Raw genomic sequence first — 22,754 nt, forward strand, 5'->3', positions numbered from 1 at the left:
GCCCGCCCAGACATCTCGGTGCGACGCAAGCGCAAACGATCTGGATGGTCCAACGAATTCGCCAGATCAATACTCGGCCAAATGCGATGACCGTGGGTTTGCGGTGCCGGGGCCTTGCTGTGCCCGTTGCGGTAGGATAGAACATTCCCATTACTTTAAAATAATGTAAATTAGATCTATGAAACAAGATTCTAGCAAAATGCTCTTTGGGTGGCGTGTCCGTTCCGCGCTGCCCTTGCCGGATCTTGCCGACTGGGTTGGCGTTGACGGTGGAGCCGCTGGTCTTCAGATTCTGATCGACCGGACTTTGGCGTCGCCGTCTGACCGGACCGGGGGCTGGTCCGCCCTTGGCCCGACCACGGAGCAGGGGCCGGGGGCGTATCTGGGGGCGGAGGGGCAGCTGTTCCTGCGGATTCCCGGTGTGGCATCGTATCTGGTTGAAGGCGGAAGCCGGATGACCGTCAATCCGGAATTGCCGGAGGATGCCCCGGAACTCCGGACCTTCCTGCTGGGATCCTGTCTGGCGGCCCTGTGCTTTCAGCGGGGTGTTGTTCCGTTGCATGCCAGCGGTGTGGAAATCGGTGGCGGGGCGGTGTTGATGGCTGGGGATTCCGGTCTGGGCAAGTCGTCTCTGGCGGCGGCCCTGATGCAGCAGGGGGCCCGGCTGCTGTCAGATGATCTGTGCGTGCTGGATCTGCGGGAGCCGGAAGGCCCCTTGATCCGTCCGGCATTCCCGAGGCTGCGGCTGTGTGATGACACGGCACGGGCACTTGGGATCAGGGGGGCGGAAGCCGTGCCGGGGCGGGGGCCGCAGGATAAGCATCATATACCGGTATCGGCGGAAGCGTTTACGGTGCAGCCTTTGCCCTTGCGGCTGCTGGCCGTTCTGGGGCGTTCCGCGTCGCCCGGCCCGGTTCGGGTTACCCGGTTGTCGGGCGTTTTGGCAATGCGGCAACGGCATGTGATTCACCGTCTGGAACTGGGTGAAGCAATGGGATGCGGCCCCCTTATTTTCAAAAGTCTTGCAGCGCTGGCGGCGACTGAAAAAATGGTGGAACTCATCCGTCCTGATGATCTGGAGGAGTTGCCCGCCCTGTTGAGGACCATCCGGTCTCTGGCCGGATAATCTTGGGCCCGGGGCAGGAGATCAGCGGTTGTTGCCATCCAGCCAGTGCAGAAACCGGCCCAGGTTGACGCCGCGCGCCAGCAGGGTTTCATAGTCAAGGCGCTGTTTTTCTGCGGCGGCCGCGTCGGCGGGCCAGTCTTCCACCAGCTTTTTCAGGCGGGGAAGATCAAGCAGTTCCGCAGCCAGAGGCACCCGCTGCAATGTTTCAAGATCAGCGGCAAAAGCCTCCCGCTGGGCGGTGAGCCGTTGAAACCATTCAGGGTTCTGCCGACCGATCCGGCGTTCTGCCGTCACCTGTTCAGGCAACCGGTCCGCCAGAACCCGGCGGGCAAGGCTGCGCGGCCGACCGCCGATAAGATACTGCTCCACAGGAATGGCCAGACAAAATTCCACCAAGGCCCGGTCTCCGAGGGGATCCAGAACGTCGAGGCCATAGGTCGCCCGGAAGGCGGCATAACCTTCCACATTCCGCGCATGGCCCGCAGACAGCATATAGGCCCGCAGGACCCGGCTGTCTGAGATGTCCGTCAGGCGTGCCGGTTGTCCCCACCGCGCCATCTCCTCTGGCAGGGCAAGGGTGGCGATGGCTTCGGGGCGCAGGGGGGAATGCCCAGCCAGAGAGGGTGTCCGGCCCCGCCAGCGTCGCCACAGGGCGCGCAGGGTGGGGAGGCTGGCCCCCGTCGCACCCCATATCAGGGGCCACAGCGGGCGGCGCAGAAACCGGGCGGCCGGGGGCAGGTGGCGGGCCAGAAGATCAATCCGTCCCCGCCGGATCAGATCCGGCAGACTGGGCAGGCCATCATAGCTCAGGGTGAAATTGCCGGAATTTCCAACCATGACATGGGTATGGCCGTCAGCGATCATCGCCTGATTGATCGGTTCAAACCACCCCATGTGCGGAGCCAGAATGGAAGCGCGGCCTGTCTTGAGGAACAGCGGGCGTGGGTCCCATTCGAACGGGGCGGGGCCGGTGGAGGCATGAAACTGCACCCGCAGGGTCGGGTGCAGGGCGGCAATGGCCTCGACGGCCGGGCGTTCCTCCGGCATATGGCGAGCAGGCACGGCCCATTCCGCCGATGGGGCCGGAACCGAGGTGTAGCAGTCGATTGGAACGCCGGGCCGCACCCGGGCCATGGTGGCGGCGATGGCAGGGCTGTCCAGCCCGCCGCTGAGCTGAACGGCAGGGGGGCGGGGCTGACGCAGCCGGACCCGGACCGCAGTGTCGAGCAGCTCCCGTGCTGCCTCAACATAGTCGCTGTCCCGCTTCATCCGGATCCGATGTCCCGGATCAGGCTGCCACAGCACGCTCTTCCGGGTTCCACGTGGTCCGGAGACCAGCAGGGTGCCGGGCGGCAGCAGCCCGACATCTTCGAAAATTGTTTGCGCCGGATCAAGAACCAGCGCGGAGACATATCCTGCCAGCCCGGTCATTGATGGGTGGCGTGGAACACCGGGGAAGCGGAACAACAGGGCCAGCGTGGAGGCGAACCACAGCCCATCCGGTCCCTGATGGTGGTACAGGGTATGGGTCGCCATCGGTGCCACGGCGAGAAGCAGGGTCTTTTCCTGCGGATCCCAGCGGGCGAGAGCGTAATCGCCGGGAAGCCGGTTGAGGGCGGTCTCGGGGGAGGCACCGGCATGCCGGTCAAGCCATGCCGCGGCCAGAACCGGATCCGGGGTGCCGGGCGGAAGACCGCAGGCATCGGCAATACGGTCCGGCTCAAACAGGATGCCGACAAGGCAAAGCCCGCGTCCGGCGCGGTCTGTCGCCGGGCCGGGACTGTAGGCCAATGCGGTTTGTCCGTCCTGCCGGTACGGGCTGTCGGGGACAACGGCGAGGGCTTCGCAGGCCGATGTTCCAGCCACTCCCCGCCGCAGGCGATGGGGGCTGGCGGTCCATAGGTGGGACGATGTGGTCAGATTGTGCAGGCGGTCAAGGTCGGTGCGGCTGGCGTCAGCCGGCCGTCGGTCGGCGCTGTAAAAACCCATCAGGGCCATCGGGAGTGCCCTGAATCAGGTCAGGAGGCACACCAGACGACGCCGGTCCCGGCTTCCGGGGGGGGCTGCCACGAAGGGCCGGTGATCCGGATGTTTTCTTCTGTCATGCAGGACAGGGGGGAGATCCAGACCATCGGAGAGGGGCCGGCCTTTTCCGCCAGGGCAGGGGAGAGTGATGCATCCGACCGGGCATCATAATCCGCGTCAGCTGTATTCAGGAATTCTGTCGGCATTTAGGAGGGGACCTCTGTTTAGAATGTTCCATCCGGAATAAGGGCAGCCAGCCTTTACAGTCCGGGGCATACGGCCTTGATTTTTGCGAATCTGGTTTATGCAGAAGCATTAATGTGCCGATTAATCAATTTATAAACAATGTTTTTTTAGGGGTAGGCAGAGGAGAGCAAGGCGTAGAGGGATGGCTGGGTCCGGAGTGGGGACTGAACTGCGGGGCCGGTCATTCGTCTGTTTGACAGATCCCCATCCTCAGATCAGGACCCATGTCACATGACTGCTGTTTTGCCCGCTGGTCTTTCCTCCATGGCCCCGTTGCCTGTCCTGCCCGCGCCGGGCGTCGTTTTCAGCAGCCTTGATTGCACCGGCGGTGGCGTCAGCGTTGTGACCGTCGCCCCGGCGGTGCTGGAGGTACAGCAGGATGGCAAGGTGCTGTGCCGGGTGACGGTGGAAAGCCTGTCGCCGGATGTCTGCCGCCTGACTCCGACACTGGCCGGGGACGTGCCGGGGGGCTATCCGCTGTGCCTTGCCCTGCTGGCGACGGTGGAGGTGGTGTCGTCGGCGACGCCGGGTCTGGATACCGTGCTGTTTCCGGTGACGCAGCCGGAGCTGCCGACCCTGCCGGAGGCGATCCGCTATGTTCTGGAAAGCGGGTGTGCCGTGCAGGACGGTGATACGGTTTCAATCGCGATTGAACTGTTCTGGCAGGTGTCCTCGCTGTGGACGGCCCCGCACATGCATCACCCGCACCAGATCCGCCGGGTGATGACCGGTAAGATCCGGCACCCGCTGCGCCGGGCCAAGGTGCCGGGGGAACAGTACCGCCGCTTCATTCCGTGGCTGGGGCAGTGCCTCAGCCTCAGCCTGATTGATCCGGCCACCGATCTTGAGACTTTCCATAGCTGGATGAATGACCCGCGCGTCAATGCCATCTGGGATGAGGCCGGGGACCGCGATAAACACGCGGCCTATGTGGCGGAGCGGCTGGCAGACCCGCATGTGATGCCGCTGATCGGCCGGATCGGCGACCGTCCGTTCGGCTACTTCGAGGTCTACTGGGCCAAGGAAAACCGCATTGCCCCTTATTATGACTGCGAGGACTTTGACCGTGGCTGGCATGTGCTGATCGGGGATGAGTCCTGCCGGGGCCGCGATTATGTCACCGCGTGGCTGCCATCGCTGATGCACTACATCTTCCTTGATGACCTGCGCACCCAGCGGATTGTCGGTGAACCGGCGGCCAGCCATGCCCAGCAGCTGAACAACCTGTCGCGCGGCGGCTTCGCCCTGCTGAAGGAATTCAACTTCCCGCACAAGCGGGCGATGCTGGTGATGCTGCTGCGGGAACGGTTCTTTGAGAACCGCAAGTGGTCGGCGCATCTGGCCGCCCCGGCAGCGCAGGCGGCGGAGTAATCCGATGGCCCGGCTTGCCCGCTTCGCGGAACCGGCTGATCTGGCCGATCCGCGCCTGAAACGCCTGATCCTGACCCTTGCCCTGCCATCAGTGGCCGGGCTGCTGATCAACGCGCTGTATCATGTGGTCAATGCGGCCTTCGTCGGGGGGCTTGGGACCCCGGCGGTGGCGGCGATCAGCCTGACCCTGCCGGTATTCTCGCTGGTGGCGGCGTTGGGGGAGGGCATCGGTGTCGGTGTTGCCGCCAATGTCGGGCGGCTGCTGGGGGAAGGGCGCAGCGGGCAGGCCGGGGCCATTGCCAGCACCGGACTGGTGCTGGCAACGGTGATCGGGCTGGTGATGACCGGGGCCCTGCTGCTGGCGCAGGGGCCGGTGATCACCCTGCTCGGCGGGGGTGGGGAAACGGAGCCGCTGGCCCGCATCTACATCAGCATTCTGGCCTTCACCTGTGTGCTGACCCTGATCCAGATTGTCTGTGATTTCATCGCCATTGCCGAAGGCAACAGCCGTTTCAGCATGTACACCCTGCTGGGGTCGTTTGCGGTGAACATCGCCCTCGACCCGCTGCTGATCTTTGTGCTCGACATGGGGATTGCCGGGGCGGCGTGGGCCACCGTTCTGGCCAAGGGGGTGGCGCTGGGGGCCTATGCCCTGTACTTCACCCGCCGCTGGGGGGTGGTGCAGGTGCATACCCGGCTGATCCGCTGGCGGCGGCGGGTGACGGGGCCGATCCTCGGCATCGGGATGCCGACCACGGCGGCCAGCATCCTGACGGCGGTCAGTTTCGCCATCCTCTATCACATGGCCGGGCGCTATGGTGGGGACAGTGCGGTGGCGGCGATCGGGATTGCGGCACGGGTGGTCCTGCTGGGGTATTTCCCGATCATCGGCTTCTGCCTTGGGGCACAGGCGGTGATCAGCTACAGCCACGGGGCCGGGGATTACCGCCGTCTGCGTGACGGGGTGCGGTTCATGCTGGTGGTGACCACGGTCTTCGCGGCGCTGTTCTCCGCCGTCATGCTGCTGTGGCCGCACTGGGTGGTCGGTCTGTTCAGCGATGATGCCGGGGTGCAGGCACAGGGGGCATCGGCGCTGGTGGCCTTCCATCTGTTCTTCCTGCTGGCCGGGCTGGAATGTGTGCTGCTGGTGCTGCTGCAATCCCTGGGCAAAGGCAAGCTGTCGGCGGTGGTGGCACTGGCGCAGCGCGGCTATCTGTTGCTGCCGCTGCTGCTGGCCCTGCCGCTGGTGTGGGGCATGCAGGGAGTGATCGCCGGTCCGGCGGTTGCCGCCGGTCTGGCCGGTCTGATCGTGGTGCCGATGTTCCTGTGGCAGATGCGGACGCTGAAAGCCCGCGCCTGAGAAACGCAGCCGTAGAAACGCAGCCGTTACGACGCCGGGGCCGCTCCGAAGGGGGCGGCCCCGGTTTTCCTTACGCGGGTTCAAACACGATGGTGGTGCCGAAGGCGGTGTCAGGGCTGATAACCAACCCGGCAGCGGTTTCGGTGAAGGGCACTCCGGCGTCCCGCAGCAGGGCGGCGGTAGCCTCCAGCGCCGGAACCCGCACGGTGAAGCCGGTCAGCAGCGGGGTGTCGTCCGCCCCGGTGGCAGAGGCGACGATCCGCCCGCCGCGCAGGGGAATGCTGACGGTGCCATCCGCCGCGATGTCTGCCGTTGACTGGCCGAAGGTGGCCAGAAAGGCGGCATGGGCCTGCGGCCGGGCGGCGGTCAGGGTGACGGCAGAAATATCTTCCCCGCCATTGGCATGGATCTGGAACGCCGGGTTCCAGAAATTCTCGGGGAAATGCTGCTGGCAGACGAAATAGCCTGCCTCCGGGGCCAGCGGATCGGCGGCAAAGGCCAGCGTAAAGGCAACATGGGTCGGGGTGCCATCGGGGCGGATGCCCTTGCGTTCAAAGAAGAATGGTTCGAACGCTCCGATCCCGGCGGCAGCAAAGGCGGCAGCGTCGCCCCTGGCATCGTCACTGTCGAGCACCAGCAGCGGGAAGCCTTCCCGGCGGACGAGGGAGTCCCGCACAAAGGCCCCGAAGCTGAACACGCCGTCCCCATGCGGTGGGATCAGGGCCGGGTCATCGCCGGTGGTGATCAGTTCAATGAATGAGGACCGGAACTGGACAATACGGTTTTCCGTCCCCCACGGGTGGCGGTTGCGGGCCCCGACCTGAAAGCCAAGGCGGCGGTAAAGGTCGGCGGCACCGTCAAGGTCCCGCACGGCCACAACAAGATGATCAATCCGGCGCATGAAAGCTGCTCCTTCCGGGGGCTGGTCTGCTATCCGGGGAGAACTGTAGCGCGATCAGGGATTTATACAATATCCACCGGAACGGCGCTCCACCGGAAGGCCGGGCTGGCCGGAGCGTCCTCAGGTGCCGAACAGCACCACCGGGGTGGCGTAATGCGGATGCGGGATGATGTGGGTGGTGACCCCGTAGACATCGTCCAGAATACCGCTGTCGAGCACCGCCTCCGGGGTATCGTCGATCTGTAGCCGCCCGCCTTTCAGCACCGCCAGCCGGTCGCAGTAACGCACTGCCAGATTGATGTCGTGCAGCACCATCACCACGCCGAGGTCAAGGCTGTGGGCCAGCTCCTGAATCAGGGCAAGGGTGTTGATCTGGTGGGCGATGTCCAAAGCGGAAATGGGCTCGTCCAGCAGCAGGTAACGGCTCTTCTGGGCCAGCAGCAGGGCCAGCCAGATCCGCTGGCGTTCGCCGCCGGACAGGGTGGCGACCATGCGGTCCGCCAGCGTATGGGTTCCGGTCAGGGTCAGGGCGTCCTCAACCGCTGCCGCATCCTCCTGCGCGAAACGGCCAAGCGCCCCATGCCACGGATAGCGCCCTAATTTGACCAGATCACGCCCGGACAGGCCGGGTGTTGTGGGCAGGGCCTGCGGCATATAGGCCAGCTGGCGGGCAAAGGCCCGGCTGTCCAGCCCGGTGGCGTCGTGACCGTCAATCCTCACCTGCCCGGCGGTCAGCGGCAGATGGCGGGCCATCAGCTTCAGGGCGGTCGATTTTCCCGATCCGTTGTGGCCGATCAGGCCGACGACGGTGCCGGGGGACACCGACAGGGACAGGGGGTGCAACAGGGTGGTGCGGTCATGAACCGCACTGATACCGTCAGCCTCAAACATCAGGGAAAGGTCTCCACCGGTCGGGAGTCGCGGGCGGCAGGGCAGCCCGATTCCAAGGAGTAACGAATGGGGAGCTGGAAAGTTCAGCGGAAAAATCAGCGCTCCGGCACACCGGGATGATTTTTCTGCGCGGCGACTGCAAAAAAAGTGCAGTCCGGGCGTCGGTCTTTCTGAGAAGTCTCTGATTTTCAATAATTCCCATTATATGAAATGAATTTTCTATATTGAGATTTGATCCGGCCGCAGGTAACGTCAGCCCATCGAATAAAAGACCCGGACGGGTCCCGCAGGTCCGCTCTCCGGGCCGGGCCGGGAGCCTTATCGGGCGGCTTCATGCATCTGACTCCGGCCCGTCCCATGCGGTGGCGGCCCCGGTTGACCTTGGGAGATCCCACAATGACCAGCCTGCGTCCGCGGCTGCTGGCGGCTGCCAGCCTGTCCGTCGCCCTGACCTTTGCCGGAACCCTGATGACAGGCACCGTTCTGGCTGCCCCGACCGGGGTGATGACCGTCGCCACCATCGGCGAGCCGCCGTCGCTGGACCCGATGAGCACCACGGCGGACCTTGTCGGCACCATCACCCAGCACGTGTTCGAAACACTGTATGCCTTTGATGCCAACTGGACCCTGAAGCCGCTGCTGGCCGCCGGGGAACCGGAAGTGTCCGGCGAAGGCAAGGTCTGGACCATTCCGCTGCGCAGCGGCGTGACGTTCCATGATGGATCGGCCATGACCGGTGATGATGTTCTGGCCTCGGTCAAGCGCTGGCTGGCGGTGTCGCCGCGCGGCAAGACTGTGGCGGCGGTGCTGGAAGAGGTGTCGGTCGTTGACGGCAAGGCCCTGCGCTTCACCCTGAAGAAGCCGTTTTCCCCGCTGGGCTCCCTGCTCGCCTTCAACAACGGTGCCGCCGTGATGATGCCGAAGGCGCAGGCCGAAGCCGAAGGACCGTTGAAGACCTTCATCGGCACCGGCCCGTTCCGGCTGATTGAGCACAAGCCTGACCAGTACATCCGTCTGGAAGCCTTTGCCGGTTATACCTCCCCGGCCGGAGAGGCCTCCGGTTATGCCGGAAAGCGTGAGGCCAAGGTGGCGGAGCTGCGCTTTGTGCCGACCCCCAATGCGGTGACCCGTCTGGAAGGGGCCTTGTCCGGTCAGTTCCTGTATGCCGATGCGCTGCCGACCGAAATGAAGAGCCGGATCACCGGCAAGCCGGGAGTCAAACCGGTGGTGGTCAAGCCGTTCGCCTGGCCGTTCATGATTATGAACAACAAGGAAGGCAGCCTCGCCAATGCCACCCTGCGCCGCGCCATCCAGAGTGCGCTGTCGCCGGAAGACATGCTGATGGCCGCTTTCGGTGATCCGGAATTCTTCGCCGTCACCGGGCCGTTCTATGGCAAGGGTGCGGCACTGGCCAGCACCAAGGGTGCGGAAAGCTTCGGCACCGCCGATGCCAACAAGGCCAAGGTTCTGGCCAAGGGGGCCGGCTACACGGGTGAGCCGATCCGCATCATGACCTCCACCCAGTACGATTTCCTGTACAAGATGAGTCTGGTCGCCCAGCAGCAGCTGGAGGAAGCCGGATTCAAGGTGGATCTCCAGGTGCTGGACTGGGCGACGCTGGTGCAGCGCCGCAACGATCCCAAGCAATGGGATGCCCTGTTCACCTACCACACCTTCGTGCCGGAACCGTCGCTGATCACCATCATGAATCCGGCCTATGCCGGGTGGTGGGACACCCCGGAAAAGACGGCGGCGCTGGATGCCTTTAACTCCGACGCCAACCCCTCCACCCGCTCGGTGCTGTGGGGCAATCTTCAGGATGTGTTCTTCAAGCAGGCCCCGACCCTGAAGATCGGCGAGTTCTACAGCCTTGCCGCCGCCAGCGACAAGGTTGACGGGCTGAACCCGGCACCGTGGCCGTACTTCTGGAACGTCAGCGTCAAATAAGGGTCCCCCCGGCCTTCCCTGTCCGCCGTCAGGTCCGGAACACCGGTTCCGGCCGGGCGGGCAGGGGGGCTGCCGCTGTACCGTCCCCTGTAAGAGAGAGTTGTCATGGCCGCTTATGTGGTCCGCCGCCTGTTGAGCATGCTGGTTGTCATGTGTCTGGTGGCCGTGGTTGTCTTTATCGTCGCCCGTGTGGTGCCGGGGGATCCGGCGGCGGTGATGCTGGGTACCTCGGCAACGCCGGAGGACGTGGCGGCCCTGCGCGCCCGTCTGGGCCTTGATCAGCCGCTGCTGACGCAGTTTGGCCTGTTCGCCCTTCAGATCGTCACCGGTGATCTGGGAGAGTCGATTTTCCTGAACAAGCCGGTGCTGGCGGCGATTGCCGAGCGGTCGGAACTGACCCTGCTGCTGGCGACGATGGCGGTGATGGTGTCGGTGGCGGTCGGGGTGCCGGTCGGGGTGATTTCCGCCGTGCGCCGGGGCACCGCCGTCGATCAGGCGGTGATTGCCGGGGCGATGCTGGCGGCCAGTCTGCCCAGTTTCTGGATCGGGCTGACCCTGATCCGCTGGTTTGCCGTCAATCTCGGCTGGTTTCCGGTCTCGGGGTATGGCGAGCCGGGGGCAGGCCTGCTGGAACGCATGCACCATCTGGTGCTGCCGGCGCTGGCGCTGGGGATCCCCAATTCGGCGATCATCACCCGCTTCACCCGGTCCAGCATGCTGGACGTGCTGACCGAGGATTATGTGCGCACCGCCCGCGCCAAGGGGCTGCCTGCCCATAAAGTGATCCTGAAGCATGGCCTGCGCAATGCGATGATTCCGATCCTGACCGTGGTCGGCCTGACGCTGGCGGTGCTGATCGGCGGTGCCATTGTCACCGAGACCGTGTTCGGCCTGCCCGGGGCCGGAAACCTGATCGTCTCCGCCGTGCTGCGCCGGGATTACCCGGTGATTCAGGGGGCGCTGCTGATCATCTCCGGCCTGTATGTTCTTATCAATCTGGTCATCGACCTGCTGTACGCGGTGGTTGACCCCCGGATCCGGTACTGATCATGACCGCCTCCACACCTTCTGTTTCCGCCGCCCGCCCGCAGACCTCGCCGCTGCGCCTGCTGCTGCGCCGCCTGTTCCGCCGCCGTCTGGTGCTGGTGTCGGCGGTGGTGCTGACCCTGATCGTGCTGGCGGTGCTGGCGGCGGACTGGCTGGCCCCGTTCGCCCCCAACAAAATGTCTCTGGCCAACCGCCTGAAAGGGCCGAACGGCACCTACTGGTTCGGCACCAACGAATACGGGCAGGATCTGCTGTCCCGCGTGCTGTACGGCGGGCAGGTGTCGCTGCTGGTCGGCGGGCTGGTCGCCGCCTTCGCCTGTGTCGCCGGGGCCATCGGTGGGCTTCTGGCCGGGTATATCCGTCCGCTGGACGGCCCGATCATGCGCCTGACCGATGCGATGATGGCCTTTCCCGACATTCTGCTGGCGATTGCGCTGATGGCCGGTCTCGGCCCGTCGCTGATGAACGTGGTGCTGGCGCTGGGCATCGTTTACACCCCGCGCGTTCTGCGCGTCGCCCGGGCGGCAACGCTGGTGATCCGCGAGATGCAGTACGTCGAGGCGGCCCGCGCCCTTGGCATCGCCCCGTGGCGGGTGATGCTGTCGGAAATCCTGCCCAATCTGTCGTCGCCGATCATCGTGCAGGGCACCTTTGTCTTCGCTTACGCCATCCTGACCGAAGCGGCGCTGTCGTTCCTCGGGGTCGGGACCCCGCCGACCACCCCGACCTGGGGCAATATGATCGCGTCCTCGCAGCAGTACATCGGGCAGGCTGACTGGCTGATGGCCTTCCCCGGGCTGGCGATTGTGCTGACCGTGCTGTCCCTTCAGATCGTCGGGGACGGGCTGCGCGACAGCCTTGATCCGCGCCTCCAGAAATCCTCGTAAGGAGAGAGACCCCGCCATGACGCCCCGTCTGGTTATCCGCCATGCCCGTATCATTGATGGCACCGGTGCACCGTGGTTCCGGGGCGATCTGGTGGCTGAAAACGGGGTGATCCGTGCCATCACCGCCCCCGGTCAGGCCCTTGCCGGGGCCGGGGATACGGTGATTGACGCCGTCGGGCGCTACCTTGCCCCCGGCTTCATCGATGCCCATACCCATGATGATCTGGTGGCCCTGCGTGCCCCGGCCCGGGGCGACAAGGCCACGCAGGGGGTGACCACCGTGGTCGGCGGCAACTGTTCGTTCTCGCTGTTTCCGGTGGTTGAGGCCTCCCGTCCGGCCCTGCGGGAGCATTACGGGGCGCTGCTGGGGGCGGTGGCGGAGGATGAGGTGTTCCCCGATTTCACCGCCTATGCCGATGCGCTGGATGCGGCGGGAATGAACACCCATTACGTCGGGCTGGTCGGCCATGCCGCCCTGCGGCTGGCGGTGGTGGGGTTCGAGCGCCGCCCGGCCACCCCGGCCGAACGCCAGACCCTGTGTGCCCTGCTGGACCGCCAGCTGGAGCAGGGGGCGGCCGGTCTCAGCCTCGGGCTGGTCTATCCGCCCAGTGCCTTTGCCGATGAGGACGAACTTCTGGCCCTTGCCGCCGTGGTGGCCCGGCGCGGGCGGCTGCTGGCGGCCCATGTCCGCAGCTATGAGGGCGGGCTGCTCGACAGTGTCGAGGAGTTCCTGCGGCTGTTGCGGGCGGCGAAAACAGCGGGTCTGCTGTCGCATCTTCAGGCAGCCGGAGCCCCCTACTGGGGGCAGGCCCGGCAGGCGGCGGCCCGGCTGGAGCAGGAACGCCAGAGCGGCACCGATGTTTCCTTTGATATGTATCCCTATCCGGCGGGCAGCAGCACCATCCTGCAACTGCTGCCGCCGTCTGCCCTTGATGGCGGCTATCCGGCCCTGTCGGCCCGTCTGCGCGATCCTGCCGGAAAGGCGGCCCTGCGCCGGGCGGTGGAGCAGGGCGAGGCCCCGGATGCGGGCTGGGAGTCTAAGGTCCGGCTGATCGGCTGGGGCAATGTGCGGATCAGCGGGGTTGCCAGTGACGTGCTGAAGCCGCTTCAGGGCCGTACCCTGCTGGCACTGGCCGGGGAACGCGGCGAAGATCCGTTCGAGACACTGGTTGATCTGATCCTGTCCGATAACGGCCAGACCACCATCATCATGTTCCAGCTGTCGGAGGAGGAGCTGGCCGATGTGCTGCGGCACCGCCTGCACATGCTGGGCTCCGACAGTCTGCCGCGTCAGGGCACCCTGCCGCATCCCCGCGCCTGCGGCACCTTTCCGCGCTTCATCGGTGTTTATGCGCTGGCCGGTGGCACGCTGCCGCTGGAAGAGGCGGTGCGCAAGATGACGTCGCTGCCTGCCCAGCGGTTCGGTCTGCACGACCGGGGGATCCTCCGGCCCGGGCTGGTGGCGGATCTGGTGTTGTTCGGCGAGGATGTGCGGGACTGCGCCACCTTTGATAACCCGACCCTGCCGCCGCTGGGCCTTGATCATGTCTGGGTGGCGGGTGTGCCGGTGGTGGACCATGGCCGGGCGGTTCCCCTGTCGCCGGGGCAGGCTCCGGGCCGGGTGTTCCGGGCCGGGTTTTGTGGGCCTGCTCGCTGAACCCTTCATTCCAAGGAGTAAACCATGCGTAAGAATATTGTCGTCAACAACGGCCCCAATGCCGCCGGGCATTTCTCCCACGCCGTGGTGGCCAACGGGCTGGTGTTTGTCTCCGGCCAGATCGGCATGGTTCCTGGCACCACCACCATTCCGGATAATTTCGCCGAGCAGGTGCGCCAGTGCATCCGCAACATGGAAAACATCCTGAAGCAGGCAGGCTGCGACCTGTCGGACATCATCAAGGTCAATACCTATCTGTCTGACGCCACCCGCTTCAATGAATACAACGAGGTGTACAAGGAATTCTTCTCCGCCAACGCCCCGGCCCGCACCACCTGTGCCGCCGGTCTGATCGGCGTGTGGATCGAGATGGATTGCATTGCCCTGCTGCCGGAAACTGCGGCTTAATCCTTTTTCTTGTTTCTGGTTGTACGCAGGAGGCCGCCGATGGACGAAGACCGGACTGAAAGCCCGCTGATTCCCGACAGCGCCAAGGACAGTGGCAGTCAGGTGCTGTGGCGGTCTCTGGCGGTGCTGGAGGCGGTGTCTGCCGGGGCCGATGACCTGAAGACGGTCACCGAGGCGGTGGGGATCAACCGCAGCACCACCCACCGCCTGCTGTCGACGCTGGTGAAGGCCGGGCTGCTGCGCCGCCTGAACGGCAAGGGCTACCAGCTGGGGCCGAAGCTGATTGAACTCGGCTTCCGCGCCCACGAACAGGTGCATCTGCCGACCATCGCCCGCCCGCATCTGGAAGACCTGTCGGCCGTTACCAACGATACCGTGCACCTCGGGGTGCTGGAAGGCGACGAGGTGATCTACCTCGACAAGGTCTCCGGGCGGCGGTCGCTTGAGATGCGGTCCCGCATCGGGCAGCGGATGCCGGCCCAGTGCACCAGCCTTGGCAAGGCCCTGCTGTCGGACAAGCCGCTGTCCCTGCAACGGTCCTGCTTTACCCCGGACGGGGTCCGGACTCCGGCGTCGTGCCAGACGGTTGAGGCCTTTGTCGGGGATATTCAGGCTGTCCGCCGCGACGGCGTTGCCTTCGACATGGAAGAAAATGAACCCGGCATCCGCTGCATTGCCGCGCCGATCCGTGATGCGCGGGGGGCGGTGATCGCGGCTGTCAGTATTTCCAGTTCCCTCGCCCATATGGGTGAAGACCGTTTGCAGGCCCTGCGGACGGTGATCCGGTCCGCCGCTGATGCCATTTCCCGCGATCTTGGCTGGCGCCCCCTTTCTGCGGAGTTGTCCGATGCTTCTTGACGATCTCGAAACCCCGACCCCGGTGATCGACCCCGACCGCGTCGATCATAACTTCCGGGTGATGCAGGACTACTGCGATGCCCATGGTATTGCCCTGCGCCCGCATATCAAGACCCACAAGATTCCGCTGCTGGCGCAGAAGCAGGTGGCTCTCGGCGCGGTCGGCATCACCTGCCAGAAGCTGGGCGAGGCCGAGGTGATGGCCGAGGCCGGGATCACCGACATCCTGATTTCCTACCCCCTGATCGGGGCGGCCAAGCAGGCCCGTCTGGTGGCGCTGGCCCGGCGCGGCTGTACCCTGACCGTCGCCGCCGACAGCGTTGCGGCGGTGGACACTGTGCTGGCCGCCGCCAGAGAAGCGGAAACCCCGATCGGGATCTATGTCGAATTTGATTCCGGCGGCATGCGCACCGGGGTGCGGACGCCGGAAGAAGCTGCCGCGCTGGTGGCGCATATTCAGGCTGCCGGTGGCCCGGGGTTCTACAAAGGGGTGATGACCTATCCGATCACCGACCGCACCGGGCCGTTCCTGACCGCCTTCAGGGCGCTGGCGGACCAGAACGGCTTTGCCGTCGGTGTGGTGTCCGGCGGCGGTACTCCGGAATACCGGGGGGCTCATCTGGTGCCGGGGCTGACCGAATACCGGGTCGGTACCTATACCTATCATGACCGCGCCACTGTGGCCGCCGGAGCGGCAACGCTGGATGACGTGGCGATGGTGGTTCTGGCGACCGTGGTCAGCCGCCCGGAAGACGGGCTGGCGGTACTGGACTGCGGATCGAAGACCCTGTCGTCCGACCGGGTCAGTCCGGCGGCGGGCGAGGGGCACGGTGTGATCCTCGACTATCCGGATGCGGTGATCATCCGCCTGAATGAGGAACACGGTATCGTTGACCTGTCCCGCTGCGACCGTAAGCCGCAGATCGGCGAGCGGGTGCGGATTGTGCCCAACCACGTCTGTGTGGTCACCAACCTGCATGATTCTATCCTGGTGGTCCGCAACGGGGCGGTGGTGGACACCTGGCAGATTGCCGCCCGGGGCTGCACGCGATGACTGCGCCGCTGCCCGATGATGTGATGCTGGCCGTGCGCGGGCTGGAAGTCCGCTTCCACGGCGAAGAAGGGGTGGCCCATGCCGTCAACGGTGTGGACCTGACCATCCGGCGCGGCGAGACGCTGGCGCTGGTCGGGGAGTCCGGCTCCGGGAAGTCGGTGATGAGTCTGGCCACCATGGGCCTGATCCCGACACCGCCGGGGCGCCTGACCGCCGGGGAAATTCTGGTGCGCCGCCGCGACGGCAGCGTGGTTGACATGCGCACCGCGCCGGAGCGGGTCAAGCGCACCATCCGTGGCAACGAAATCGGCATGATCTTTCAGGAGCCGATGACCAGCCTGAACCCGGTTTATCCGGTCGGTGACCAGATTGCCGAAACCGTGATGCAGCATAAGGGCGTCAGCAAGGCGGCGGCATGGAAACGGGCCGAGGAGATGCTGGAGGTTGTCGGTATTCCCGACCCGCACCGGCGGGTGCAGGAGTATCCGCACCAGATGTCCGGCGGGATGCGCCAGCGGGTGATGATCGCCATGGCGTTGGCCTGTGATCCGTCGCTGGTGATTGCCGATGAGCCGACGACGGCACTGGACGTGACCATTCAGGCCCAGATCCTTGACCTGATGCGCCGTTTGCAACGCGAATTCGGGATGAGCATTCTGTTCATCACCCACAATCTGGGGGTGGTGTGCGATGTGGCGGACCGGGTGGCGGTGATGTACGGCGGGCGGATTGTTGAAACCGCTGAGACCCGCACCCTGTTCAAGTCCCCCGGCCATCCCTACACGCGCGGCCTGCTGGCCAGCGTCCCGCGTCTGGAAGACGGGGAGAGCGGCCACGGTAAGCGGCTGTATGCCATTCCCGGCACGGTGCCGAGCCCGCTGATCCGCCAGACAGGCTGCACCTTCGCCAGCCGCTGTGACCGGGTGATCGAGGCCTGCCGGACGGCGGTCCCGCCACTGGAAGAGATTTCGTCCGCCGGTGCCGTTACCCATAGTCTCCGTTGTATCCGCTGGAGGGACGCCGATGTCGCCGCAGCCGTCCGTTAACACTGCTGCCGTGGCCGCTGACTCTGGCGCTCTGGTGCAGATCAGCGGTCTTCAGAAGCATTTTCCCATCGTCCGGGGCTTGATGGGCCGCGAAGTCGGCCGGGTGCGGGCGGTGGAAGATCTGACCTTTTCCCTGAAAGCCGGGGAAGTGCTGGGGTTGGTTGGAGAATCCGGGTCGGGCAAGACCACAGCCGGGCGATCCCTGCTGCGGCTGGTGGAACCGACCGGTGGCAGCATCCGCTTTGACGGGACCGAGGTGACCGCTCTCGACACCGGGGCGATGCGCCGGTTCCGCCGCCATATGCAGATGATCTTTCAGGATCCCTATGCCAGCCTGAACCCGCGCAAGCGGGTGCGGTCGATCCTTGGCACCGCCATCGACCTGCATCTTCCGTGCAGCCGGTCGGAACGGGATGACCGCATCGCCGCTATTCTGGAAAAGGTCGGCCTGCCGGCCGATGCGATGAACCGGTTCCCCCATGAGTTTTCCGGCGGTCAGCGCCAGCGCATCGGCATCGCCCGGGCGCTGTCGGTGGAGCCCCGGTTCGTGGTGGCGGATGAGCCGGTCTCGGCGCTGGATGTGTCGGTACAGGCGCAGGTGATCAACCTGTTGCAGGACCTGCGGCGGGACATGAACCTCGCCATGCTGTTCATCAGCCATGACCTGTCGGTGGTGCGTTATCTGTCTGACCGGGTGATGGTGATGTATCTGGGCCGGGTGATGGAAATCCTGCCGGTGGCCAGCCTGACCCGCCCGCGTCACCCCTATACCCGGGCCCTGCTGTCCGCCTCGCCGGAGCCGGATCCTGACCACAAACGCGACCGGATCCTGCTGAAGTCGGATCTGCCCAGCCCGGCCAATCCGCCGTCGGGCTGTGTGTTCCGCACCCGCTGCCTGCATGCCACCGCCGCCTGCGCGGCGGCGATCCCTGTGCTGACCGAAGTGGCGCCGGGGCATCTGGCCGCCTGTGACCGCCTGACCGAACTGGCCTGAGATCATGACCGCAGCCTTCCTCTCTCCCCGGTCTGGCGACAGCCCGGACGCCCTGGATATCGTCGCCATCGGTGAGGCGATGGTGGAGTTCAACCAGCAGCCCGGCAATCTGTCGGCCTCTTCCGCCTACGTGCAGGGGTTTGGCGGCGATACCTCCAACATGGTGATCGCGGCCTCCCGGCAGGGGGCCCGGACGGCCTATGTCACCCGGATCGGCGATGATGCCTTCGGGGGCCTGTTGCAGGATCTGTGGCGGCAGGAAGGGGTGGAGACGTCAGCGGTCCGGGTGGTGCCGGGGGGGCGGACCGGGGCCTATTTTGTTACCCATGGGCCGCAAGGGCACGCCTTCAGCTATGCCCGCAGCCATTCTGCCGCCACCGGTCTGACAGCGGCGGATATTCCCGATAGTCTTCTGGCGCGGACGCGGATGCTGCATGCCTCCGGGATCAGTCTCGCCATTTCCTCGTCCGCAGCCAACGCCACCCTGTCGGCGATGGAGCGGGCAACGGACGTTGGGGTCACGGTCTGCTTTGACCCCAACGTCCGCCCGACACTGTGGCCGATGCCGATGGCCCGGGCCTTGGTGGGGGCGGCGGCGCGCCTGTGCGATGTCTTTTTGCCGGGCGTCGATGATCTCCGGCTTCTGGCCGGGGTTTCGACACCGCAGGAGGGACTTGACTGGTGCCGGGCGCAAGGGGTGAGGACCACGGTCCTGAAAGACGGACCGCGACAGGTCTGGATCGACCATCAGGGCGAAACCACGACGGTTCCGGCCTTTGCCGTGCAGGTGGTGGATGCCAGCGGGGCAGGGGATTGTTTTGACGGGGCGCTGGAATCCCGCCTTGCTGTCGGAGATTCCCTGAAACAGGCGGTGCGCTATGCCGCCGCCGCCGCCGCCCTGTCGGCGACGGGGCTGGGGGCGGTGGCACCGGTACCCCCCGAGGCGGCGGTCCGGGCTTTTCTTTCTGAGCGGGGAATGGCCTGACCCAGGGGTCAGGCCGGTTCCGCCGATCGTTCCTGACGGGGGGTGGAGGAGGAGTCCTCTTCCTGTGCCCGTTCCAGAAGGTCAGCCAGAATGCGCTGTCCCTGCGCCCAGTCGCCAAGGCCGGAGTCTGAATTGATATGGCCGACCGCCCCGGCACTGACGAAATCAGCGCCCCAGTGGCGGGCCATACCCCGGGCCACATCCAGATCGCAGTACGGATCGTTGGTGCTGCCGACCAGCACCGACGGGATCGGGATCGGGGTGGTCGGGACCGGCAGGAAGCCGACAATCTCTTTGGGCGCGTTCGGGCGGGTCAGGTCCGGCGGGGCCACCAGCATGGCGCCGATCACGCCGTCGGTGGAGTGCTTTTCAAACCAGTGGGCAACCGTCAGGCAGCCAAGGCTATGGGCAACCAGCACAATCGGGTTACCGCGGCTCTGGCCAAGGGAACGGATGGTCTGGTCCAGTGTGGTCACCCATTGGTCACCGACCGGATTGTTCCAGTCGGACTGTTCCACCCGGTACCAGTTGCGGGATTTTTGCTGCCACAGGCTCTGCCAGTGCTGCGGGCCGGAGTTCTGCCAGCCGGGGACGACAAGAAAGGTGCTCATGATTTTATGTCCGGCGATAGGTAATCGTCTGATAGGATCAATACCGATGCTATCGCAGCGGAGGACACTGTCAACAGTGAATGTAAAATTAAATTTAATAACATATTTCTCACGTTAAATTGACGGTTTCAGGCTGTTGCCATAACCGGACTGCCCCTGAGCGGCAGCGTGTTTTCAGTAAACCGAAAACCCGGACGAGATGGCTGAAAATCCTTTACCCCTTGAAAGGTCGAGAATTTTCCAGATCGGCGGTTTCCGTTCATCGGAAGCCGCTCAGGCGATCAGGATAGGGCTGGAGGGAAAAGAAATGCCAGATGGCCTGTAAGCCGGGTTCTGTCCACGCCCCGAAAGGCGTTGGGTGATCATTCATCTGGGGTGCCCGTTACCGGAACACCTCGGTGCGACCGACCCGGACGGCGGCCCGAAATCCTGCCTGCTGCTCCTGCCGCCCGATGTCACCGCGTGCCCGAAGGCGGTGCGGGGATCCTCGCGACGGTTAACAGCTGCCGTCCCTACTTGGTCTTGCTCCCGGTGGGGTTTACCATGCCGCCGCTGTTACCAGCCGCGCGGTGCGCTCTTACCGCACCCTTTCACCCTTACCCGGACCGCAGTCCGGGCGGTTTGCTCTCTGTGGCACTTTCCCTGGGGTCGCCCCCGCCGGACGTTATCCGGCACCGTCATTCCGTGGAGCCCGGACTTTCCTCCCCTCCAGCAGCCGAAGCCGCCGGACTGGGGCGATCACCCGGCCATCTGACAGTTGCACCATAGACGGTTCGCTCCGGGAATCAAGGCGAGTCTGCATCGGGCCGGGAGAACTCCGGCCCGATACCAGGGACAGGGATGCGTTCCAGAGGGGGACGCTGTCAGACCGTTTATCCGGCCCGGATTTCTGCGATGAAGGAGTCAACCTCTGCCAGCAGGATTTCCGACTGACGGCTGACATCGGCCGCGGCCTGATACACCTGAGTGGCAGAATGCTCAGTCTCTGACGCCGCCTGAGTCACGCCCTGAATATGGGTGGAAACTTCCGTGGTGCCGGTTGCGGCCTGCTGGGTGTTTCCGGCGATTTCCCGGGTGGCGGCATTCTGCTGTTCCACCGCGCTGGCGATGGTCGCGGCGATCTCGCTCATGCTGGTGACGGCTTCAACAATCGTTTCAATCATCTGCACCGACTGTGTGGTCTGTGTCTGCACTCCCTCGATCTGCCGCGAAATTTCTTCCGTCGCACGGGCCGTCTGGTTGGCCAGAGATTTCACTTCATTGGCGACAACGGCAAATCCCTTACCGGCCTCTCCGGCACGGGCGGCCTCGATGGTGGCGTTCAGGGCCAGCAGGTTGGTCTGCCCGGCAATGGCGCTGATCAGGGTCAGCACTTCCCCGATCCGTTGAGAGGACTCTGCAAGACTACCGATCATTTCCCGGGCACTGTCTGCTTTTTCCGTCGCGTTGCGGGCTGCTTCGGTCGAAAACTCCACCTGACGGGCAATTTCGGCAATTGAGGCCGAGAGTTCTTCGGCTCCGGCGGCAACCGTCTGCACGCTGGCCGAGGCTTCTTCCGTGGCGGCAGCAACCGCTGTGGCCTGTTGCTGGGTCTGGTAGGCCATGGCATTCAGCGCGTCCGCCTGCGAATGCAGCTCCGTTGCGGCGCTGGAGACATTGTTGACCACGCCGCGCACTTTGTTTTCAAAGGAATCCGCCAGATTCAACATCTCTGCCCGGCGCTGCTCGGCAGCCCGCTTCTTATTGGCTTCTTCTTCCAGTTTCAGGCGATCAATCTCTGACATGTTATCGCGGAAGATCCGCATGGCCTGCGCCATGGCGCCAATTTCATCCTGCCGGTCACTGGCGGGGATCGGGATGCTGAGATCGCCTTCCGAAAGCCCTTTCATCGCGGTGGTCATCTCGCTTAAGGGGCGGGTTATCGTTCTGGAGAACAGAATACTGGCAAGCAGGGCGCAGGCGGCAATGATGAAGCCGACGGCAAGCAGGCTGTTCCGGGCATCACGGACCGGCTGTAGGATTTCATCCGTCTTGATCTGGGCCACCAGAGCGTAGGTCACGCCCTTAAAACTGAAGGGGGCATAAGCGGTCAGGACATCGGTACCATCAGGCAGGGTTTCGGGCGTTGCGCCATCACGCCCCGCAAGGGCGGTATGGATTGCCCCAAAGTCCCGCTTTTCCTTCAGGATGGTGTTGTCTTTGATGAAGCGGGCCTGATTCCGCATCAGCAGATCTTTGCCGATCAGCATGATCTCACCGGTCTGACCCAATCCCTTTTCCGATTGCAGGAGCGTGTTCATCCGATCAATCGGCATCTGGTAGATCAGCGCGCCCCGGAAGGCCCCCGTGCTGTCAAGGATCGGCGTGCCAATAAAGCTGGCCGGGACGTTGTCGGACGGGGCATAGGGCGCAAAATCAGCAAACTGCACTGCTCCCTTTTGCGGAGAGGCCGCGATCTTGCGGAAGACAGTCCCAAGATCACTGTCCTTCCACTTCCCGGTCAGAACGTTACTGGCAAAATCAGGCTCCTTGAAGACGGTATAGACGACATCCCCGGTCGGCGAGACCAGAAAAATATCGTAATATCCTTGTCCTTCCTGCACGGAGCGCAGCCACGGGTGCCAGCGCGAATGAGTCGCGGAGTAGGGGGAGCCATCCTTTGCGCCGTCCAGTTTCTGGCGCTCTCCGGACTTATAGGGATTGTTGGTGATGTAGGCCGCCTGAAGGGCCGAAGGGGCCCCGGCGCCAAGATCGGCGTAGGATTGTCCCAGTTCCTGCAAGGCCTCCAACGCATTGGGGGACGATGCAAGCAGGGTCAGGTCTGTCTCAACCGTCTGTAGATACGCCGTCAACATGGAGCCGCGGCTGTCATGCAGGGTATCCAGTTTCTGTAAGGCATCTTCTTCCAGCTGGCGGGCCTCAAGGTAGTAGGCAACGGAGCCAGTGACGGAGATCGCCAGCAGAACGATAGCGCTGATCAGCAGCGGCAGTTTGCTGGAGATGCGTAAGGTGCTTATTTTCATTCTATTTCCCCCTACGGGCGGTGGGCGGAAAAGACGTTCCCTGACAGGCTGACACGGCGTCAGCATGGGCAGGTTGATCCTGCTCCGTATGAAAGGTTTGTCCCGCCCGCGCCCGCTGATCGGCTTTTGCCGTTATTTAGTGGTCTCTGAGTCGACCGCGCGGGCCTTATCGCCAACCTGCTGCGGTCTATCAACCGTAACATTCGTCAACAATTGGGGATATGATACCAAACTGTAGTGACGTTGACTCACGGAGGGGATTCCCAAAATCGGCGGAATATGAGTCACTCTGGTAAACAGCCGGAGGCTTACCATGG

The 22,754-nt window shown here is 64.4% G+C and carries 18 protein-coding genes and 1 other RNA gene; 13 read left to right on the forward strand and 6 right to left on the reverse strand.

Translation table 11 applies throughout. The annotated features are described in order from the left end of the window. Nucleotides 1-199 precede the first annotated feature (199 nt). A complete protein-coding gene (locus FHS48_RS19270) occupies nucleotides 200-1,126 on the forward strand; it encodes a phosphoenolpyruvate carboxykinase (ATP) (protein WP_184266436.1) in 927 nt (308 codons plus the stop codon). A gap of 21 nt (nucleotides 1,127-1,147) precedes the next feature. On the opposite strand, the gene FHS48_RS19275 is transcribed toward FHS48_RS19270, so the two are convergent. Then, nucleotides 1,148-3,124 carry an asparagine synthase-related protein gene (locus FHS48_RS19275; protein WP_184266439.1) on the reverse strand — a complete coding sequence of 659 codons (1,977 nt, stop codon included), beginning with the start codon at nucleotides 3,122-3,124 and terminating at the stop codon, nucleotides 1,148-1,150. Between the two features lie 504 nt (nucleotides 3,125-3,628). Here FHS48_RS19275 and FHS48_RS20355 point away from each other — a divergent pair. Both FHS48_RS20355 and FHS48_RS19285 read left to right on the forward strand, forming a co-directional pair. Further along, nucleotides 3,629-4,768: a GNAT family N-acetyltransferase gene (locus tag FHS48_RS20355; RefSeq protein WP_260402602.1), complete on the forward strand. Its 1,140-nt coding sequence runs from the start codon at nucleotides 3,629-3,631 to the stop codon at nucleotides 4,766-4,768. A gap of 4 nt (nucleotides 4,769-4,772) precedes the next feature. Next, a complete protein-coding gene (locus FHS48_RS19285) occupies nucleotides 4,773-6,128 on the forward strand; it encodes an MATE family efflux transporter (RefSeq protein ID WP_184266441.1) in 1,356 nt (451 codons plus the stop codon). A 70-nt stretch (nucleotides 6,129-6,198) separates the two neighbouring features. Here FHS48_RS19285 and FHS48_RS19290 read toward each other — a convergent pair whose 3' ends face one another. Further along, nucleotides 6,199-7,029, reverse strand: a complete 831-nt coding sequence (locus FHS48_RS19290; protein WP_184266444.1) for a VOC family protein — start codon at nucleotides 7,027-7,029, stop codon at nucleotides 6,199-6,201. Between the two features lie 120 nt (nucleotides 7,030-7,149). Beyond that, nucleotides 7,150-7,920 carry an ABC transporter ATP-binding protein gene (locus FHS48_RS19295; protein ID WP_184266447.1) on the reverse strand — a complete coding sequence of 257 codons (771 nt, stop codon included), beginning with the start codon at nucleotides 7,918-7,920 and terminating at the stop codon, nucleotides 7,150-7,152. Nucleotides 7,921-8,316: 396 nt separating this feature from the next. Between FHS48_RS19295 and FHS48_RS19300 the strand changes: the two genes are divergently transcribed. From FHS48_RS19300 to FHS48_RS19345, 10 genes are all read left to right on the forward strand, one after another. Next, nucleotides 8,317-9,867, forward strand: a complete 1,551-nt coding sequence (locus tag FHS48_RS19300) for an ABC transporter substrate-binding protein (protein ID WP_221443611.1) — start codon at nucleotides 8,317-8,319, stop codon at nucleotides 9,865-9,867. Between the two features lie 105 nt (nucleotides 9,868-9,972). Continuing rightward, nucleotides 9,973-10,914 carry an ABC transporter permease gene (locus FHS48_RS19305; RefSeq protein WP_184266450.1) on the forward strand — a complete coding sequence of 314 codons (942 nt, stop codon included), beginning with the start codon at nucleotides 9,973-9,975 and terminating at the stop codon, nucleotides 10,912-10,914. A gap of 2 nt (nucleotides 10,915-10,916) precedes the next feature. Continuing rightward, nucleotides 10,917-11,801 carry an ABC transporter permease gene (locus tag FHS48_RS19310; protein ID WP_184266453.1) on the forward strand — a complete coding sequence of 295 codons (885 nt, stop codon included), beginning with the start codon at nucleotides 10,917-10,919 and terminating at the stop codon, nucleotides 11,799-11,801. 16 nt (nucleotides 11,802-11,817) lie between these two features. Then, nucleotides 11,818-13,458 (forward strand): N-acyl-D-amino-acid deacylase family protein, encoded by a 1,641-nt coding sequence (locus tag FHS48_RS19315; protein WP_184266456.1) that lies wholly within the window; start codon nucleotides 11,818-11,820, stop codon nucleotides 13,456-13,458. A 24-nt stretch (nucleotides 13,459-13,482) separates the two neighbouring features. Then, on the forward strand, nucleotides 13,483-13,866 hold the full coding sequence (locus tag FHS48_RS19320; protein ID WP_184266459.1) for a RidA family protein: 384 nt from the start codon (nucleotides 13,483-13,485) through the stop codon (nucleotides 13,864-13,866). Nucleotides 13,867-13,905: 39 nt separating this feature from the next. Then, entirely contained in the window at nucleotides 13,906-14,724 is an 819-nt protein-coding gene (locus FHS48_RS19325; protein WP_184266462.1) for an IclR family transcriptional regulator, read from the forward strand. Next, the gene (locus FHS48_RS19330; RefSeq protein ID WP_184266465.1) at nucleotides 14,714-15,778 is read left to right on the forward strand and encodes an alanine racemase; all 1,065 of its coding nucleotides are present in this window, start codon (nucleotides 14,714-14,716) and stop codon (nucleotides 15,776-15,778) included. The genes FHS48_RS19325 and FHS48_RS19330 overlap by 11 nt, the downstream gene beginning before the upstream one ends. After that, nucleotides 15,775-16,824 (forward strand): ABC transporter ATP-binding protein, encoded by a 1,050-nt coding sequence (locus FHS48_RS19335; protein ID WP_184266468.1) that lies wholly within the window; start codon nucleotides 15,775-15,777, stop codon nucleotides 16,822-16,824. The genes FHS48_RS19330 and FHS48_RS19335 overlap by 4 nt, the downstream gene beginning before the upstream one ends. After that, nucleotides 16,802-17,818: an ABC transporter ATP-binding protein gene (locus FHS48_RS19340; protein WP_184266471.1), complete on the forward strand. Its 1,017-nt coding sequence runs from the start codon at nucleotides 16,802-16,804 to the stop codon at nucleotides 17,816-17,818. The genes FHS48_RS19335 and FHS48_RS19340 overlap by 23 nt, the downstream gene beginning before the upstream one ends. A gap of 4 nt (nucleotides 17,819-17,822) precedes the next feature. Continuing rightward, nucleotides 17,823-18,803 (forward strand): sugar kinase, encoded by a 981-nt coding sequence (locus FHS48_RS19345; RefSeq protein WP_184266474.1) that lies wholly within the window; start codon nucleotides 17,823-17,825, stop codon nucleotides 18,801-18,803. An 8-nt stretch (nucleotides 18,804-18,811) separates the two neighbouring features. Here the strand turns inward: FHS48_RS19345 and FHS48_RS19350 are convergent, their stop codons facing one another. The 3 genes from FHS48_RS19350 to FHS48_RS19360 all read right to left on the reverse strand — a co-directional run bounded on the left by FHS48_RS19350 (nucleotide 18,812) and on the right by FHS48_RS19360 (nucleotide 22,437). Continuing rightward, nucleotides 18,812-19,414: an RBBP9/YdeN family alpha/beta hydrolase gene (locus FHS48_RS19350; RefSeq protein WP_184266477.1), complete on the reverse strand. Its 603-nt coding sequence runs from the start codon at nucleotides 19,412-19,414 to the stop codon at nucleotides 18,812-18,814. A gap of 306 nt (nucleotides 19,415-19,720) precedes the next feature. After that, nucleotides 19,721-20,168, reverse strand: an RNA gene (gene rnpB, locus FHS48_RS19355) — RNase P RNA component class A. 118 nt (nucleotides 20,169-20,286) lie between these two features. After that, nucleotides 20,287-22,437, reverse strand: a complete 2,151-nt coding sequence (locus FHS48_RS19360; protein ID WP_184266480.1) for a methyl-accepting chemotaxis protein — start codon at nucleotides 22,435-22,437, stop codon at nucleotides 20,287-20,289. Nucleotides 22,438-22,754 lie beyond the last annotated feature (317 nt).

The organism is Novispirillum itersonii (assembly GCF_014205675.1).
Classification (GTDB): Bacteria; Pseudomonadota; Alphaproteobacteria; order Rhodospirillales; family Rhodospirillaceae; genus Novispirillum; species Novispirillum itersonii_A.